The 16,322-nt window shown below is 69.3% G+C and carries 13 protein-coding genes; 5 read left to right on the top strand and 8 right to left on the bottom strand.

Going from position 1 to position 16,322, the window contains the following annotated elements; translation table 11 throughout:
* Nucleotides 1-5 precede the first annotated feature (5 nt).
* From G8346_RS03640 to G8346_RS03620, 5 genes are read right to left on the bottom strand one after another with little or no spacing between them, the layout of a single operon-like run.
* Nucleotides 6-3,611 carry a PAS domain S-box protein gene (locus G8346_RS03640; RefSeq protein WP_166048332.1) on the bottom strand — a complete coding sequence of 1,202 codons (3,606 nt, stop codon included), beginning with the start codon at nt 3,609-3,611 and terminating at the stop codon, nt 6-8.
* Nucleotides 3,589-4,680 (bottom strand): HD-GYP domain-containing protein, encoded by a 1,092-nt coding sequence (locus G8346_RS03635; RefSeq protein WP_166048330.1) that lies wholly within the window; start codon nt 4,678-4,680, stop codon nt 3,589-3,591. The genes G8346_RS03640 and G8346_RS03635 overlap by 23 nt, the downstream gene beginning before the upstream one ends.
* A 23-nt stretch (nt 4,681-4,703) precedes the next feature.
* Nucleotides 4,704-5,240 (bottom strand): murein L,D-transpeptidase family protein, encoded by a 537-nt coding sequence (locus tag G8346_RS03630; RefSeq protein WP_166048328.1) that lies wholly within the window; start codon nt 5,238-5,240, stop codon nt 4,704-4,706.
* Between the two features lie 44 nt (nt 5,241-5,284).
* The gene (locus G8346_RS03625; RefSeq protein ID WP_166048325.1) at nt 5,285-6,778 is read right to left on the bottom strand and encodes a hypothetical protein; all 1,494 of its coding nucleotides are present in this window, start codon (nt 6,776-6,778) and stop codon (nt 5,285-5,287) included.
* A gap of 6 nt (nt 6,779-6,784) precedes the next feature.
* Nucleotides 6,785-7,243, bottom strand: a complete 459-nt coding sequence (locus tag G8346_RS03620; RefSeq protein WP_166048324.1) for a hypothetical protein — start codon at nt 7,241-7,243, stop codon at nt 6,785-6,787.
* 203 nt (nt 7,244-7,446) lie between these two features.
* On the opposite strand from G8346_RS03620, the gene G8346_RS03615 reads away from it, so the two are divergent.
* Both G8346_RS03615 and G8346_RS03610 read left to right on the top strand, forming a co-directional pair.
* Entirely contained in the window at nt 7,447-7,602 is a 156-nt protein-coding gene (locus G8346_RS03615) for a hypothetical protein (RefSeq protein ID WP_166048322.1), read from the top strand.
* 35 nt (nt 7,603-7,637) lie between these two features.
* Nucleotides 7,638-8,060 carry a CBS domain-containing protein gene (locus G8346_RS03610; RefSeq protein ID WP_166048320.1) on the top strand — a complete coding sequence of 141 codons (423 nt, stop codon included), beginning with the start codon at nt 7,638-7,640 and terminating at the stop codon, nt 8,058-8,060.
* A gap of 12 nt (nt 8,061-8,072) precedes the next feature.
* On the opposite strand, the gene G8346_RS03605 is transcribed toward G8346_RS03610, so the two are convergent.
* Both G8346_RS03605 and G8346_RS03600 read right to left on the bottom strand, forming a co-directional pair.
* Entirely contained in the window at nt 8,073-8,774 is a 702-nt protein-coding gene (locus tag G8346_RS03605) for an NrdJb (protein ID WP_166048693.1), read from the bottom strand.
* A gap of 9 nt (nt 8,775-8,783) precedes the next feature.
* Entirely contained in the window at nt 8,784-10,940 is a 2,157-nt protein-coding gene (locus G8346_RS03600) for an adenosylcobalamin-dependent ribonucleoside-diphosphate reductase (protein WP_166048318.1), read from the bottom strand.
* A 394-nt stretch (nt 10,941-11,334) separates the two neighbouring features.
* Here G8346_RS03600 and G8346_RS03595 point away from each other — a divergent pair, with 394 nt between their 5' ends.
* Together G8346_RS03595 and G8346_RS03590 are read left to right on the top strand one after the other, a co-directional pair.
* Nucleotides 11,335-11,775 (top strand): Hsp20/alpha crystallin family protein, encoded by a 441-nt coding sequence (locus G8346_RS03595; RefSeq protein WP_166048316.1) that lies wholly within the window; start codon nt 11,335-11,337, stop codon nt 11,773-11,775.
* Between the two features lie 122 nt (nt 11,776-11,897).
* On the top strand, nt 11,898-13,265 hold the full coding sequence (locus G8346_RS03590) for a DegQ family serine endoprotease (RefSeq protein WP_166048315.1): 1,368 nt from the start codon (nt 11,898-11,900) through the stop codon (nt 13,263-13,265).
* A gap of 22 nt (nt 13,266-13,287) precedes the next feature.
* On the opposite strand, the gene G8346_RS03585 is transcribed toward G8346_RS03590, so the two are convergent.
* A complete protein-coding gene (locus tag G8346_RS03585; RefSeq protein ID WP_166048313.1) occupies nt 13,288-14,097 on the bottom strand; it encodes a sulfite exporter TauE/SafE family protein in 810 nt (269 codons plus the stop codon).
* A 90-nt stretch (nt 14,098-14,187) separates the two neighbouring features.
* Here G8346_RS03585 and G8346_RS03580 point away from each other — a divergent pair, with 90 nt between their 5' ends.
* A complete protein-coding gene (locus G8346_RS03580) occupies nt 14,188-16,152 on the top strand; it encodes a transglycosylase SLT domain-containing protein (RefSeq protein WP_166048311.1) in 1,965 nt (654 codons plus the stop codon).
* The last annotated feature ends 170 nt before the right edge of the window (nt 16,153-16,322 follow it).

Here is a 16,322-nt window from a genome sequence, read left to right as displayed (position 1 = left end):
GCACCTCAACCGCGGCGGAGCTTCTCCAGGCGCAACGCCGCGCCGCGAAAATCGAAGGCTTCGATGCAGGCGATGATCTCCTCGCCGGCGGGGCCCTGCGCCAGCAGGGCCTGGCGGTGGCGGCGCGCCAGCTCCGTGGCCGCTGTGTCGTAATCCGCGAGCAACGCCTCGAACCGGTCCAGCACCACTGCGAGCCGGTCAGCGTCGGCCACCTCTGCCGGCTCAGCGCCAGGCTCCTCCGGCAGGTGGGCCTCGGCCTCGGACAGTCCCCGTTCCAGCACAGCCAGTCCGGTCTCGAGCTGCGCCAGCACCGGCTCCGCCATGTCCGGGTCGAAGTCGGCGCGTGTCGCCAGGCGTTGCGCCGCCGCCGCCGCCGCCGAGATGGCAGTGGCGCCGAGATTGGCAGCCGCACCCTTGAGCGAATGAGCGCGTTGGCCCGCGGCCGCTCTCTCCCCGGCATCGAACTCGCGCCGCAACTCCACCGGGTCGCCGCGGTGGCGCTCGATGAACTGGCGCATCATGCGCCGGTACACCACTGGATCACCGCCGCAGGCCTCGCGCCCGGCGCGGACGTCGAGCCCGTCGATCCGCTCCAACGCGGCATCGGCGGTCGCCAGCGTCGCGGCACCGGATCCGGCGCGTGCGGCGCCGCGCGGCCGCGGCACGGAATCGACCAGGGCCTGGTAAAGGACATGGGGCTCAACGGGCTTGGCGACGAAGCCGCTCATCCCGGCCTCGAAGGCTGCACGCCGATCTTCCTCGAATGCGTTCGCCGTCATCGCGAGGATGGGCACGGACTCCCAGCCCGGCAGGACGCGAATCCGCCGTGTCGCCTCGTGTCCGTCCATGTCAGGCATCTGCACGTCCATCAGCACCGCGTCGTAGCGCTTCGCGGCCGCCATCTCGACGGCCCTGCGGCCGTTTTCGGCGAGGTCAACGGCGACGCCGACGCCGTGCAGCAGCTGCGACGCCACCTCGGCGTTGATCGGGTTGTCCTCGGCGAGCAGCACGCGCACCCCGGCCAAGCGCGCGAAATAGTCGGTGTCCCGGTCCATGATGCGTTCGGGATCCGGGGTTGCCGGGGCCACGCCGTGTCCTCGCGCCAGGTGGACCTCGAACCAGAACCGGCTGCCCTCGCCAGGCCTGCTGTCCACGCCCACGCGGCCGCCCATGAGCTGGGCCAGGCCGCGTGTCACCGAGAGCCCGAGACCGGTGCCGCCATACTCGCGCGTGATCGAGGTGTCGCCTTGCTCGAATGCCTCGTAGAGATGCTGCAGCCGGTCCTCGGCGATGCCCACGCCGGTGTCCTCTACCTCGAAACGCACCAGCAGGCCGTCATCGTCCTCGCCCACCAAAAAGGCGGCGATGCGGATCTTGCCCTCATGCGTGAACTTGACGGCGTTGCCGGCGAGGTTGAGGAGGGCCTGGCGCAAGCGCGTCGGGTCTCCGCGCAGCCACTGCGGCACGCCGTCCGGATCCGTCTCCACCTCGAGCCCCTTGGCGCGGGCAGCATCGGAGATCAGCGAGCGCACATGATCCAGGACTACAGAGAGGTGAAAATCGCGGTGGTCCAGCACGAACTTGCCCGCCTCGATCTTCGACACGTCGAGAATGTCGCTGATGATGGAGAGCAGGTGGCGCGCCGCGTGGTCCACCTTCTGCAGGCGCTCTGCCTGCTCGGGCGACACCGCGTCCTGGCGCAGCAGGTGCGCCAGGCCGACGATGGCGTTCAACGGCGTGCGAATCTCGTGGCTCATGTTGGCGAGAAAGGCGCTCTTGGCCCGGCTCGCGGCCTCAGCGCGATGCCGCGCCTCGACCAGCTGCTGCGTGCGCTCCACCACCAGTTCCTCGAGCTGGTGCTGGTGACGCTGGAGCTGGGCTTCGAGGTGCTTTTTCTCCGTGATGTCCTGCTTCACCGCGACGTAGTGGGTGATGCGTCCATCGGGCTGTCGCAGCGGGGCCACGTGACCGAACTCGACGTACTCTGTGCCGTCCTTGCGCCGATTGAAGAACTCGCCCTTCCACGGGCGGCCGTCGGTGAGGTCGGCCCACATGGCCTCGTAGTGGTGGCGCGGGGTCTTGCCGGACTGGAGGATGCGCGGGTTGCGCCCGATCACCTCGTCGCGCTCGTAGCCGGTTACGCGCAGGAACGCGTCGTTGACATACTCGATCTCTGCGGCGAGGTTGGTGATGACGATGCTGTCCGGACTTTGCTCGATGGCCAGGGAGATTTCGCGCAGCCGCTCCTCGCTGCGCCGCCGCTGCGTGATACGCCACGCCTGGTCCGCCATCAGCTGCAGCGTCTCCAGGTCGAAGGCCGTGTAGTCCCCGTCCTTGCCCGCGACCGCCACCAGCATCACCACGCGCCGCGACTCGACCACCGGCACGCGCACGAAGCGCCCGGCCAGCGGAGAACTCTCGGGTAGCGCCGCTTCGGCCTGCAGGCGCCCGGGCTCGTTGCTGACCAGCGGTTCCATGCGCTCGCACGCCTCCTCCCAGGCGCCGCGCTCCGCGGCCGCATCTTCTTCCGTCAGCTCGCCGTGCGCCTCGATCGCGCGACGCGACCAGGTGGTGCTGACCGCCTGGCCCGATTCCGCGCCCACGACATGGATGCATCCGGCGCGGCTCCCGGTCAGCTCCTCGGCGAGCTCCAGCACATGCCGCAGGAACACGTCTTCCGCCATCACCTCGGCGGCACGCGGCAGCTCCAGCATGGCCTCCGCGCGCAGGGCCTGCTGCACCAGCGCCCGCTGGAAAGCACGACGCTCCGTGACGTCCTCGGTGAAAATGATGATCCCGCCAACCTCGCCGTCCGCCGACCGCCACGGCCTCACTTCCCAGTCGAACCAGCGCTGCGTGCCGTCCGGCATGGCCAAGGGGCTTTCATGGCTGCTCAAAACCTCGCCGGCCAGGGCACGACGGTGTGCTTCCTTGCGCTCCTCGTCCAGGTGCGGAAAAACTTCGTAGTGCAAACGCCCGCGCACTTCCCGGTCGCCGCCGCCGTAGGTTTCGCGCCACACGCGGCTGACGGCGATATAGCGCATCTCGCGGTCGAAAATCGCCATCGGCACCGGGACGTGCTCGATCGACAGTTGCAGCTGCTCCTCGTGCTCGCGCAGCCTCGCCTCGGCCGACTTCTGCTCAGTGATGTCCTGGATGATGCCCGCCATGCGCCGGCGGCCATCCGGTTTGTCGCGGACATGGCGCCCATGCACCAGGACCCAGCGCAACTCGCCGTCCGGCCGCCAGATGCGGCATTCGAAACGCAGCTCCGTGCCGTCCCGGACGGCCGTCCGGTAACACTGGCCGACCCGTTCCCGGTCGTCGGCGTGGACCTGCTCCATGAACATGTCGTACGTCCACCGTGGCAGCCTGGTGGCATAGCCCATGATCTGGTCGTGCCTGAGAGTGCGCACCCCGGTCTGGTCCTGCAGGTCGTGGTCCCAGGCGCCCAGGCCGCTGGATTCGAGCGCGAATCGGATGCGTTCGTCGTCATGCAACGGGTCCGCAGGCGCGCTGCTCCGGCGCCCTCGCAGGCCTCGGCCGGCCAGCAGGCCGACGCCAAGGCCGAGCAGGCCGAAAAGTATTTCAGTGACCGGGAGGTTCCACATACTGGCGCGCCACTGCGAAAAACTGTTCCTGCACGGCCATGAAAGCGTCGACGACGTCCGGGTCGAAGTGCGTGCCGCGATTCCCGGCAATGTAGTCGCGCGCAGCCTCCAGGGACAATGCGGGTTTGTACACACGGGGCGTGGTCATGGCGTCGAAGACGTCCGCCACGGCCATGATCCGGGCCGACACCGGGATCGCGTCGCCAGCCAGCCCGTCCGGGTAGCCGCTGCCGTCCCAGTGCTCGTGGTGCCAGCACGCGATCTCCTTCGCCAGGACGAGAAACGGCACGGTGCGCTCCACGTCGGCCTCGGCGCGCTCGATCGCCTCGAAGCCGAGCCGGGGGTGGCGTTGCATCACCTCCATTTCGTCGGGCGTGAGCGGGCCCTGCTTCAGCAGGATACTGTCGGGAATACCCACCTTGCCGATGTCGTGCAGGGGCGCCGACTTGACCAGCAGGCTGGTGTTCTCCGGCGTGAGGAAGCCGCTGAACCTCGGGTGATCCCGGAGCGCCCCGGCCAGGAGCTCCACGTAGGCCTGGGTGCGGCGGATGTGCCCGCCGGTCTCGGCATCGCGAGTCTCGGCCAGCTGGGCCAGGGCGCGGATCCCGACTTGCTGCGCCAGTTCGTGGTCCATCATGCGCCGCTGCACCTCGGCTTCGAGGAAGGCATTCTGGTCACGCAGGAACACGCGGGCCCGCGCCGCCTCGAGCTGTGTCTTCACGCGCGCGTGCAACACCGCCGGCTTGATGGGCTTGGTGATGTAGTCGACCGCGCCGGCGGCCAGCCCCTGCTCCTCGTCCGAGGGAGCGGCCAGCGCCGTGAGAAAGATCACCGGGACATCGCGCGTTTCTGCCGCGGCCTGCAGGCGGCGCAAGACCTCGTAGCCGTCCATGCGCGGCATCATCACGTCGAGCAGGATGAGGTCCGGGCGGGGGCTGAGTGCTGCCACCACGAGGGCATCGGCGCCCGAGGTCGTCGCGCGGACGCGATACTCCGGCCGCAACAGCTCGGCCAGCACGGCCAGGTTTACCGGCTCGTCATCGACGATAAGAATGATGGGCTTTTCCATGCCGCCAGGTCCCGCGCCGATGCTCACGGCAGGATGGTGATCGGCGTGCCGTCGTGCACCGACAGCCAGATGTCGATCATCGCGGCGTTGCTCACGGCGATGCAGCCGTCGGTCCAGTCCGACTGCAGGTACTGCCGGGACGGGTGCTTCGGCTCGTTGGGCAGGCCGTGGATCATGATGTTGTTGCCCGGGTCGACGCCGCGCTGGCGCGCGCTGCGCAGGTCGTCGCCGTTGGGATAGGACACGCGCAGGGCGAGAAAGAAGGCGCTGTTGGGATTGCGGGTGTCCAGGAAATAGCGGCCTTCCGGCGTGCGCTGGTCGCCCTCCTGCTGCTTGTGGCCCTCGGGATTGCCGCCCAGCGCGATGGGAAAGCTGCGCATGACCTCGCCGTCGCGCCGCAGTTCCAGCCGGCGCTCGGACTTGAGCACCACCACCTCGTCCGCCATCGGGAAGTGCCCGGACGCTCCCGGCGCCTGGGCGCGGTCCGCGCGTGCGGGCGCCGCAGCGCCGAGCACGGCGCCGGCGACCAGTACAGCAAGTGACAATACAAGGGCGCGCATCAGCGGCTCCCGGCCGGTCCAGTGCCGGACATTCTAGCGGACCTTCACAGGCCCAGCAGCGCCTCGCCCTGGCGGAACAGGATGGCCGTCGGCAGCGCCGCGGTATCGAGTCGCGCCAGGTCCTGCGCCAGCTCCGCGCGCAGGCCGCCGCCGTATTCCAGCAGCGCCGCAGCGCCCGCCCGGTCGCCGCTGCCCTGCAGCGTCAGCAGCTGGGCCGCGAGCGCCTCGATGGCTTCCGGCATGCGCGCAGGGTCGACGCGGTAGCGCCCGCCGGGCGCGTCACGGCGCACCGCGCCCCAGTCCCGCAGGTGGTTGAAGGCCACCAGCCGCGCCCGCCCTGCCACCCCGTCCGGGTCGAGGTGCACCGCACGCAGGATGCCGGCGAGGAAGCTGGCGTAGTGCTCCTGCGGCCGGGTCTCGGGCAGCTCGCCGCGCTCGTGCAGGCGCTCGGCCAGCCACAGCGACAGGATCGTCGCCTTGGCCTCCTCGATCACTGCCGCATGCTCGCCCAGCGCCGCCGCCACGGTGTCGCGGCCGTCCACCGTGTGCACCAGGCCCAGCGCGTGGGCCATGTCGCGCAGCATGATATTGAGGAAGAACGGCTCGAAGCGGACCGCGGCCTGGTCCTCGGCGGCGAGCAGCAACTCGGCCGCCGGGTGCACCAGCACGTCGAAGCGGGCCTGCATGACGTTGCGCAGCTGCAGCTGCCGCGGCCCGCGTTCCAGGCGCACGCGCCGGTCCCGTGCCGAGTCCGGGGTCGCGGACGTGCGCGGCATGCCGTAGCCGCCGTGATAGAGCAGGTCGAAGACCGCAAGCTTCATGTTCACTTCGGGCACGGCATCCTTGAACGCCGCCGAAACGGGCAGCGCGTGCTGGAGCTCGGGCAGGGACACCGTGAAACGCGCGAGCCGCGCCCCCCAGGCCCAGTCACGCCGCAGCACGTAAGCGCCGAAGGCAGATTTCAGGCCGAAGCGGGCGTCGTCCCCGGTGCCGAGCGGGCCGATGAGGATGTCGATGTCGCTGTGGTGCAGCGCCTGCCACGCCGCCTCGGCGCGCGGGTAGTCGCCGACGATGAGCGCGCGGGCGCGCAGCGCGAGGTAATGCTTGAGCGCCTCGTCGTCAGTGATGTCGGCGGCCTCCGCCAGCAGGCGCGCGATGCGCCCTGTCTCTGCGGGCCACGCCTCGTGGTAAGGCACGGCCTCGAGGCCGCCGTCCGGGCGGCGGCGAATCGCGAAGTGCGGGTGCGTGGCCTGCGGCACCGCGCGCGGATCAGCCCAGGCCTCGAACTCCTCGCGCGACATGTCCGCCGGGTAGAAACCACCCGGCTCGAGCTGGCGACGGTAGAGGTCCTCAGTGGCGCGGGCCGCCTCGATCAGCCGCCCGATGACCCGGGCCTGCCGCAGGCTGATGCCCGAGAGGTCGGCGACCAGGTCCACCTCTGCAACCGGCTCCTGGGCCGCGGCGGCACGGGCCGGCGCGGCCGCGTGCACCAGCAAGAGGCAAGCCAGCAGGCCGCAAACAGGGAAGGCACCGCGCACGGGACGCTAGTCCGCCTCGTCCTGCACCAGGCGCCCGCCGGCGTCGTAGAACCAGGCCGGGTCGCCCAGCAGGTCGAGCTCGAAGTCCAGCGTCTCGGCCGGCACCGCATGCAGCAGCCGTTCCCCCGCCAGGTAGAGCAGGAACACCTGGCCGGTCTCCAGCGGCAGGGCGCAGTCCACCCAGACGCCTGACAGCGTGAGACGCCTGGGGAGCACGGCTTTCCAGCCCTCGATGACCTCGAACACGTAGCCGGCCTGGTCCGGCGCCTCGCCCGGCCCCAGCATGGTGTCGATGCGCAGCTGCAGTCGCGCGCCGACCACCGCGTCGGCGTCGCGCAGCAGGGCGCCCGCGGCCATGGCGTCGTAGCGGTAACCCTCCAGGATCGGCGGGCGCGGCGGTGCGGGGTTGCAGGCGGCGGCGGCCTGGCACCCCAGCAAGAACATGAGCAGCAGCCAGTACTTCATTCGCTACGAGTCTCGGGTCGAGTGCGCGGTGGCGAGTGTAGCGCGCCGGTGCGTCGCTTCACACGATGCCATGAGAAATCACATTGAACTCCGATTTGCCCTGCTGTTCCAAATAGTAAGAGGCATAGGCTGGGTGCACGCACGCATCCGGTCAGGGGATCTGTTGATTCCTTGTCACGACATGTCACGAAAGGAGGCACGAAATGCAACATGCTCACACAAGACACTCGCAGGAAAGCCACGTCGAGCAGAAAAGCCAGTGGCATCCCTTCTCATGGCGGCGGATGAACAGCCGCAACATGTGGATCCTGGCAGGTGTGGCCATCGCCTTCATCCTGATCGGCCTGGCCATCGTTTGAACCCCGAGCGCTTGAACCCGAGGAGGCTCAAGAGGATGCAAGTAAGCGAACTCATGACCGCCAAGCCGGAATACATCCACACGAACACCACCCTGCGCGAAGCCGCACGCAAGATGCGCGACCTGGACGTCGGTTTCCTGCCCGTGGCGGATTCGCGGGAACAGCGCCTGGAAGGCGTCGTGACCGACCGCGACATCGCCATCCGGGGCGTCGCCGAGGGCTGCGACCCGGACACGACCTGCGTCTCTGCAGTAGAGACCGACAAGGTCCTCTACTGCTTCAAGGACGACGACGTCGAGGATGCCGTCGCAAGCATGGGCGAACAGAAGGTCTACCGGCTGGTCGTGCTGGATGACCGGGACAACAAGAAGCTGTGCGGCGTTATTTCCCTCGGCGACGTCCTGCGCCGACATGAACGCAAGATCGCGGCAAAGACCGCCGAGGGCATCGTGGCCTAGGTGTGGCCTAGGCTAGCCGCACTTCGAATCGCCGCAGTTCAGGCAGGTCATGCAGCCGTCCATCATCACCACCGCGGTGGTGTTGCACTTGGCGCAGAGCTGCGCGCCCTCGGGGAACGCATTCTCGGCGAAGGCGTCCTGCTGCGCGGCGCGGGCCTCGAACTCGGCGCGCTTCTGCTCGATCAGCGCGCGCTGGTGCTCGTCCAGCCCCGGCGCCGGCATCATGCCGATGCTGATGAGGTGCTTCTCCACCACCTCGCCGAGCTCGGCGATGAGGGAGGGCATGTACTTGCCGCCCGGCTTCCAGTAGCCGCCGCGCGGGTCGAACACCGCCTTGAGTTCTTCCACCAGGAAGGTCACGTCGCCGCCCTTGCGGAACACGGCGGACATGATCCGCGTCAGCGCCACGATCCACTGGTAGTGGTCGAGGTTCTTCGAGTTGATGAAGATCTCGAAGGGGCGCCGGCTCTCGTGCTCCGTGCCGTAGTTGAGCACGATGTCGTTGATGGTCACGTACATGGCGTGCTCGGCCACCGGCGGCTTGATCTTGTAGGTGGCGCCGATGAGCATCTCCGGGCGCTCGAGCTTCTCGTGCATCCGGATGACCTTGCCCTCGGTGCCCTCCTCCACGCGCGGCTTCGGCGCGGCGGGCTTCTCCTCCGGCTTGGCGACGTGGTAACCGACGATCTTCTTGCCAATCTTCATTGCTGCCATGGTCTTCACTCAAAACTTTCCGTAATAGCCTTCTTTGAGGGCGTCGAACAGGTTGGCCGCGGTGTGCAGCTCGCCGTCGTATTCGACTTCCTCGTCCCCCTTGAGCTCGACCGTGCTGCCGTCCTCGAGCTCGAAGACGTAGGTCGTGTTCTTGAGGTCCTGCTCCTTGACGAGCACGCCCTGGAAGGCTGCCGGGTTGAAGCGGAAGGTGGTGCAGCCCTTGAGCCCCTGCTCGTGGGCGTAGGTGTAAATGTCCTTGAAGTCCTCGTAGGGATAATCCGTCGGGACGTTCGCGGTCTTGGAGATCGAGGAGTCCACCCACATCTGCGCCGCGGCCTGGATGTCGACGTGCTGGCGCGGCGTGATGTCGTCGGCCGTGATGAAGTAATCGGGCAGCTTTTCGCCTTCCTTGTCCGAGCCGGGCATGGCGCCCTCGTTGACCAGCGAACGGTAGGCCAGAAGCTCGAAGGAGAACACGTCGACCTTTTCCTTGGTCTTGCGGCCCTCGCGGATCACGTTGCGGAAATAGTGGTGGGCGAAGGACGGCTCGATGCCGTTGGAAGCATTGTTGGCCAGCGACAGCGAGATCGTGCCGGTGGGCGCGATCGAGCTGTGGTGCGTGAAACGCGCGCCGACCTCGGCCAGCTCGTCGACCAGCTCGGGGCTCACGTCCGCCACGCGCTGCATGTAGCGGCTGTAGCGGGCGTGCAGCACGCGGCCCTTGATGCGGGCGCCCACGCGCCAGCCGTCCGCCTTCATCTCGGGACGCTTGCGCAGCATCTCCTCGGTGACGGTGAACTCCTCTTCCATGATCGGCGCCGGGCCCTTCTCGCGCGCCAGTTCCAGCGCCGTCTCCCAGCCGGCCAGCGCCAGTTCGCGCGCCACGTCCTGGGTGAAGGCCACCGAGGGCTTGTCGCCGTAGCTCATGCGCAGCATGGTGATGGTCGAGCCGAGCCCGAGGAAACCCATGCCGTGGCGCCGCTTGCGGAAGATCTCGTCGCGCTGCGGGCCGAGCGGCAGGCCGTTGATCTCGACCACGTTGTCCAGCATGCGGGTGAACACCTGCACCACGTCGCGGAAGCGCTCCCAGTCGAAGCGCGCCTGCGGCGTGAAGGGATCGACCACGAACCGGGTCAGGTTCACCGAGCCCAGCAGGCAGGAGCCGTAGGGCGGCAGCGGCTGCTCGCCGCAGGGGTTGGTGGCGCGGATGTTCTCGCACCACCAGTTGTTGTTCATCTCGTTGACGCGGTCGATGAGCACGAAGCCCGGCTCCGCGAAATCGTAGGTCGACGTCATGATGACGTCCCACATGCGGCGCGCCGGCACCGTCTTGTAGACCTTGCAGGCCACCAGTCCGGACTCGTTGCGCACGTAGTCGCCGTCCGTCGGCCACTCGCGCCACACCACCTGCTCCTCGTTCTCGAGGTCGATGTTCTCGTCCTTGAGCTCCTTCAGGCTGATGGGGAAAGCGAGGCGCCAGGGATCGTCATTGGCCACGGCCTGCATGAACTCGTCGGTGATCAGCAGCGAGAGGTTGAACTGCCGCAGGCGGCCGTTCTCGCGCTTGGCGCGCACGAACTCCATGGCGTCGGGGTGGCCGACGTCGAAGGTGCCCATCTGGGCGCCGCGACGGCCGCCGGCGGAGGACACCGTGAAGCACATCTTGTCGTAGATATCCATGAACGACAGCGGCCCGGAGGTATAGGCGCCGGCGCCGGAGACGTAGGCGCCGCGCGGCCGCAGCGTGGAAAACTCGTAGCCGATGCCGCAGCCGGCCTTCAGCGTCAGCCCGGCCTCGTGCACCTTGTCGAGGATGTCGTCCATAGAGTCGCGGATGGTGCCGGACACGGTGCAGTTGATGGTCGAGGTGGCGGGCTTGTGCGCCAGCGCGCCGGCGTTGGAGACGATGCGGCCGGCGGGGATGGCGCCGTTGCGCAGCGCCCAGGTGAAGCGCTCGTACCAGTGCTCGCGGCGATCCTCGCGCTCGCAGTCCGCCAGCGCACGGGCGATGCGCTTGTAGGTGTCGTCCATGGTCCGGTCGAGCACGGTCCCGTCCTTGGCGACGAGACGGTACTTCTTCTCCCAGATGTCCAGGGACGCGGCCTGGAATGGGATGTCGTTGACGGATTCCACTGGAATCACCTGTTCCTGCAGCGCGGTTTTCATTATGCCTGGTACCCCCCCGGGCGGTGCTTGCCGTGTTCTTGGTCTTCCCTGCGGGCCGAGCGAGATGCCGCCTCCGGCCAAACACAATATGTTGTGTTACGGGACGGTTAAGGTAAGGGCCGGGCGGGGTGCTGTCAAGCATTTATGCGGAATCGCCTGTGCGGATCTTTATCTAAATAAAACAGGCTATTACAAGATTTTTATAGAATTCTTCTATGATTCCGGCCGCAGCGATTCAAAAAAAAACCTGTTGCGACGCAGCACAAGATATTGTGTCCCGGCGCCGTCCCCGGGGCGCCCCGTCCGCGCCCTCCGGGGGCTTGAAAAACCCGCTCCAGCCCCTATTTAGCGGCACATGATCCACTTCAACCCGACCCCAACGAGGAGGGCAACCATGAGCCTCATCCGTTACCAGCCCTGGGGGCTGATGCGCTCCCTGCATGAAGACATCGACCGCCTGTTCGAGCAGCGGCTCGGCCTCGACGAGACCAGCGGCAGCGTCGCCAACTGGACCCCGCCGGTGGACATCCGCGAGGAGGAGAACCGCTTCCTGCTGCACGCCGACATCCCGGGCGTAAAGCCGGAGGACATCGAGGTGACGATGGAGAACGGCGTGCTGACGATCAGCGGCAGCCGCGCCGAGACCCGCGCCGAAGACCAGGGCGGCTACCGCCGCGTCGAACGCGTCTCCGGCCGCTTCTTCCGCCGCTTCACCCTGCCCGACACGGCCAATGCCGAGGGCATCACCGCCAAGAGCCACAACGGCGTGCTGGAGGTCGTGATCCCGAAGCACGAGCGGGTCATGCCGCGCCGGATCAACGTCGACGTCAACTAGGGAGTGAACTGCGGGCCGCGACACCGGTCGAAGCCCACACGTCGCCGCTGCGACCTTTCCGGTCGCAGCGGCATCTCTTAGACCGGGCCATACCCGGACCCACAGCTGGAGAGACTGATCCCATGACTGCACGCCCCTTCGCCGTCCTGGCGGCCTTTACCGCCCTGGCCGCAGCGCCCGCCCATGCGCAGCTGCCGTCCATGGTCGACGGCACGCCCATGCCGTCGCTCGCGCCCATGGTCGAGCGCACTGCGCCGGCCGTCGTCAACATCGCCACGCGGGGCAGCGTCGAACTGCGCGGCAGCAACCCGTTCATGGACGACCCCTTCTTCCGGCGCTTCTTCGACATGCCCGACCAGCCGCAGCGCCGCCAGACGCAGAGCGCGGGCTCCGGCGTCATCGTCGATGCGAAGGAAGGGCTGGTGCTGACCAACGCCCACGTGGTCGACGGCGCCGACGAGATCGACGTCACGCTGCAGGACGACCGCAACTTCAAGGCCGAGGTCATCGGCACCGACCCCGCCTCCGACATCGCGTTGCTGCGCATCCCGGCCGAGAACCTGGCCGAGCTGAAAATGGCCGACTCCGCCGAGGCCCGCGTCGGCGACTTCGTGGTCGCCATCGGCAACCCCTTCGGCCTCGGCCACACCGTGACCTCCGGCATCATCAGCGCGCTGGGCCGCTCCGGCATCAACCCGGAAGGCTATGAAGACTTCATCCAGACCGACGCCTCGATCAACCCGGGCAACTCCGGCGGCGCGCTGGTGAACCTGCGCGGCGAACTGGTGGGCGTCAACTCGGCCATCATTTCGCGCGGCGGCGGCAACATCGGCATCGGCTTCGCCATCCCCGCCAACATGGCGCGCAGCGTGATGGACCAGCTGCTCGAGTTCGGCGAAGTGCGCCGCGGGCTGCTGGGCGTGAACATCTACACCATCACGCCGGACATCGCCGAGGCCTACGGCGTCAAGGACAACAAGGGCGCGCTGGTGTCCCAGGTGATGCCCGACTCGGCGGCCGAGAAGGCCGGCGTCCAGGCCGGCGACATCATCCGCAAGGTCGACGGCAAGACCATCGACGACGCCAACGCGCTGCGCAACGCCGTCGGCCTCAAGCGCAGCGGCGACACCGTGGTGCTCGAAGTGCTGCGCGACGGCCGCGAGCGCACCATTCGCGCCAGGCTCGGCGAGCAGGCTGCCAGCGAGCAGGTGGCGGCCGCGGACCTGCACCCGGGCCTGCAGGGCGCCGAGCTGGAGACGCTCGACGCGAGTTCGCCGCGCTTCGAAGGCCAGGCCGGCGTGCTGGTCGCGAACGTGGCGCCGGGCAGCCCGGCCGCGCAGCGCGGCCTGCGTCCCGGCGACATCATCACCGGCGTCAACCGCCAGAAGGTGGAGAACCTGGCGGACTTGCGCAGCCATGCGGCGGAGGGCCAGTCGCTGCTGCTCAACATCCGCCGCGGCAACGCCAACCTGATCCTGCCCATCCGTTGAGCAGGGCCCTGGGCGGGACGCGTCAGCCGCGCAGCATGTCGACGGCGACGACGACCAGCAGCAGGGCGAACAACCGGCGCAGCTGGCGCACCGGCAGACGGTGCGCCAGCTGCGCGCCCAGCGGCGCGGTGAGGACCGCCGCCACGGCAATGCCCGCGATGGCGGGCCAGTACAGGTAACCGAGCGACCACGGCGGCGTCTGTGCCGTCCACCCCGCCCACGCATAGCCTGCGGCCCCGGACAGCGCCACCGGCAGCGTGCAGGCGGCCGCGGTGCCCACCGCGGTGCGCAACGGCACGCCGTGCCACGCCAGGTAAGGCACCGTCATGATGCCGCCGCCGATGCCGCCCAGCGCCGAGACGGTGCCGATTCCGGCGCCGGCGCCGAGGTTCTTCGCCAGCCCGGGCATGCGCTGGACCTCGGCCGCTGCCACGCGCGGCGACAGCGCCATGTGCGCCGCCATCAGCAGCACGAAGACGCCGAACACCACCTCCAGCGCGCGCGTCGCCAACGCATCCGCCACCCATGCGCCGAGCAGCGCGCCGACCACCACGCCGGGCGCCAGCCCGCGCACCGCGGGCCACAGCACGGCGCCGTAACCGTGGTGCGCGCGCACCGAGGATACGGCCGTGAACACGATCACCGCCAGCGAACTGCCGATGGCGACGTGCATGCGCACCGCGGGGTCGACCGCCACCAGCCCGGCCACGAAGGCGGCATTCAGCGCCGGCACGATCACCAGCCCGCCGCCGATGCCGAACAGGCCCGCCAGCAGGCCCGAGAGCGCGCCGATGGCAGGGAACAGCAACAGCAGGACGAGCGGCGCCGGCATCCGCGCTCCGGTTGAGAACGACTGGGACGCGAGCATAATGGTTCGCCACTCACCCCGCGAGGGCGCGTCGCGCCCGGGAGCCCCGCACACATGCCCCACATCGGCCTGCTCATCCTGCTGGCGCTGCTCAGCGCCGGCACGCCCGCGAGCGCGAACATGGCTTCCGACGCCAGGCTGGAAGCCCAGCGGGAGGTGTTCCGCGCCGTCCTGCCGCTGGCGGAGGCCGGGCAATGGGCCGGGGTGGACGCGCGGCTGGCCGAGCTCGACGGCTATCCCCTGCTGCCCGACCTGCGCGCCGCCTGGCTGCGCAGCCGCCTCGGGCAGGTGCCCGACGCCGAGGTCGCGCAGTTCCTCGCCGCGCATGCAGAGCTCGGCTTCGCACCGGCGTTGCGACGCCAGTGGGCGGCCTCGCTGGCACGGCGCAAGGCCTGGCGCGACTACCTGGCGCTGTACGAGGCGCATTACGCCGGCACCCGCGACACGGTGCTCGAGTGCCATGCCTTCACCGCGCGCATCGCGCTGGGACGCAGCGAGGGCCTGGAGGACGCGGTGCGCGCGCGCTGGACGGCCCCCACCAGCCAGCCCGATGCCTGTGATCCGGCCTTCGCATGGTTCGCCGCCCGCGACGGCATCGACGACGCCACGCGACGCGCCCGCATGGAACTGGCGCTGGAGGCCGGGGAGTTCCGCCTCGCGCGCTGGCTGGCGCGACCGCTGGGCGACGCCGCGCTGGCCGAGGTGACGCGCTGGCAGGCAGTGCACGACGACCCGGTCGGCCGCCTGCGCACGCCTTCCGGCCGGCGCGACGACCCGCGCCAGCGCGCCCTGGTCCTGTACGGCTTCCGCCGCATGGCCTCCACGCACCCCGATATCGCCGCCGAACACTGGCCGGCGTTCCGCGAGCACTTCGCCTTCACGCCCGGCGAGCAGGCCGCGATCGACCGCCGCATTGCCCTGGTCCATGCCTGGCGGCACCTGCCCGAGGCGGCCAGGCTGCTCGAGGCACTGCCCGAGGCGAGCCGGGATGCAGACACGCGGGCCTGGGCCGTGCGCGTGGCGCTGCGCCAGCAGCACTGGGCCGCGGTGGAGCACGCCCTCGCGGCGCTGTCCGCCGACGCAGCAGGAGAACCCGTATGGCGCTACTGGCTGGCGCGCATGCTCGAGGCCACCGGCCGCAGCGACCAGGCGCGCATGGTCTACGCCTCCCTCGCCGGCGAGCGCGGCTATTACAGCTTCATGGCCGCCGACCGGCTCGGCGCCGACTACCGCTGGAGCGCCGACCCGGTGCCGGCCCGCGACGAAGTGATCGCCACGCTCGAGCAGCGCCCGGACATCATCCGCAGCCGCGAGCTGTTCCACGTCGGCCTCGAGTCCTACGGCCGTCTCGAGTGGCAGCAGGCGCTGGCGCGCATGTCCCCGGACGAGCGCACCCAGGCAGCCATCATCGCGCAACGCTGGGGCTGGTACTCGCGCGCCATCACCGCGGCCAGCAGCGCCGCCGCGCACGACGCCCTCGAGCTGCGCTTCCCGCTGGCCTGGCGGCCGCTGTTCGAAGAACGCAGCCAGCGCGCCGGCATCCACAGCGCATGGGTGTACGGCGTGGCGCGCAGCGAAAGCCTGTTCGTACCCGACGCCCGCTCCAGCGCCGGCGCCCTCGGGCTGATGCAGCTCATGCCGGCCACCGGGCGCCAGCTGGCGCGCCGCGCGGGCCTGCCCTGGAACGGCAGCCCGACGCTCATCGACCCCGACACCAACATCACCCTCGGCACCACCTACCTGGCCGACATGCTGGCGCGTTACGACGGCCACCGCGTGCTCGCCACGGCCGCCTACAACGCCGGGCCAAGCCGCGTCGACCGCTGGCTGCCGGAAAACGCCGCCCTGCCGGCCGACGCCTGGGTCGACTCGGTGCCCTACAGCGAGACCCGCGCCTACGTGCAGCGGGTGCTGGCGGCCGAGGCGGTGTTCCACTGGCGCATGACCGGGCAGACGGCGCGCCTGGCCGACGTCATGCAGCCGGTGCCGCCGCGACCGCACCGGGACCCTTCGCCTTGAAGACCTGACCGCGGGGCCGGGACGTGCAATGCTCCCCTCGCTCAAAAAATTTCAATATCGCTCGGTGAGCATTGCACGTCCCGGCCCCGCTGCTGGGTTGCACGCGTAAGGATTCGCTGGCGCACGGCACCGCCGAGGCCGCCGCCAGCCCGCCGCTCCCAGACCGGAAC

Source organism: Thioalkalivibrio sp. XN279 (genome assembly GCF_011089885.1).
In the GTDB taxonomy this organism is placed as follows: domain Bacteria; phylum Pseudomonadota; class Gammaproteobacteria; order Steroidobacterales; family XN24; genus XN24.
The sequence above is the reverse complement of the archived record's forward strand: the minus strand, read 5'-3'. Positions and strand labels throughout refer to the sequence as shown.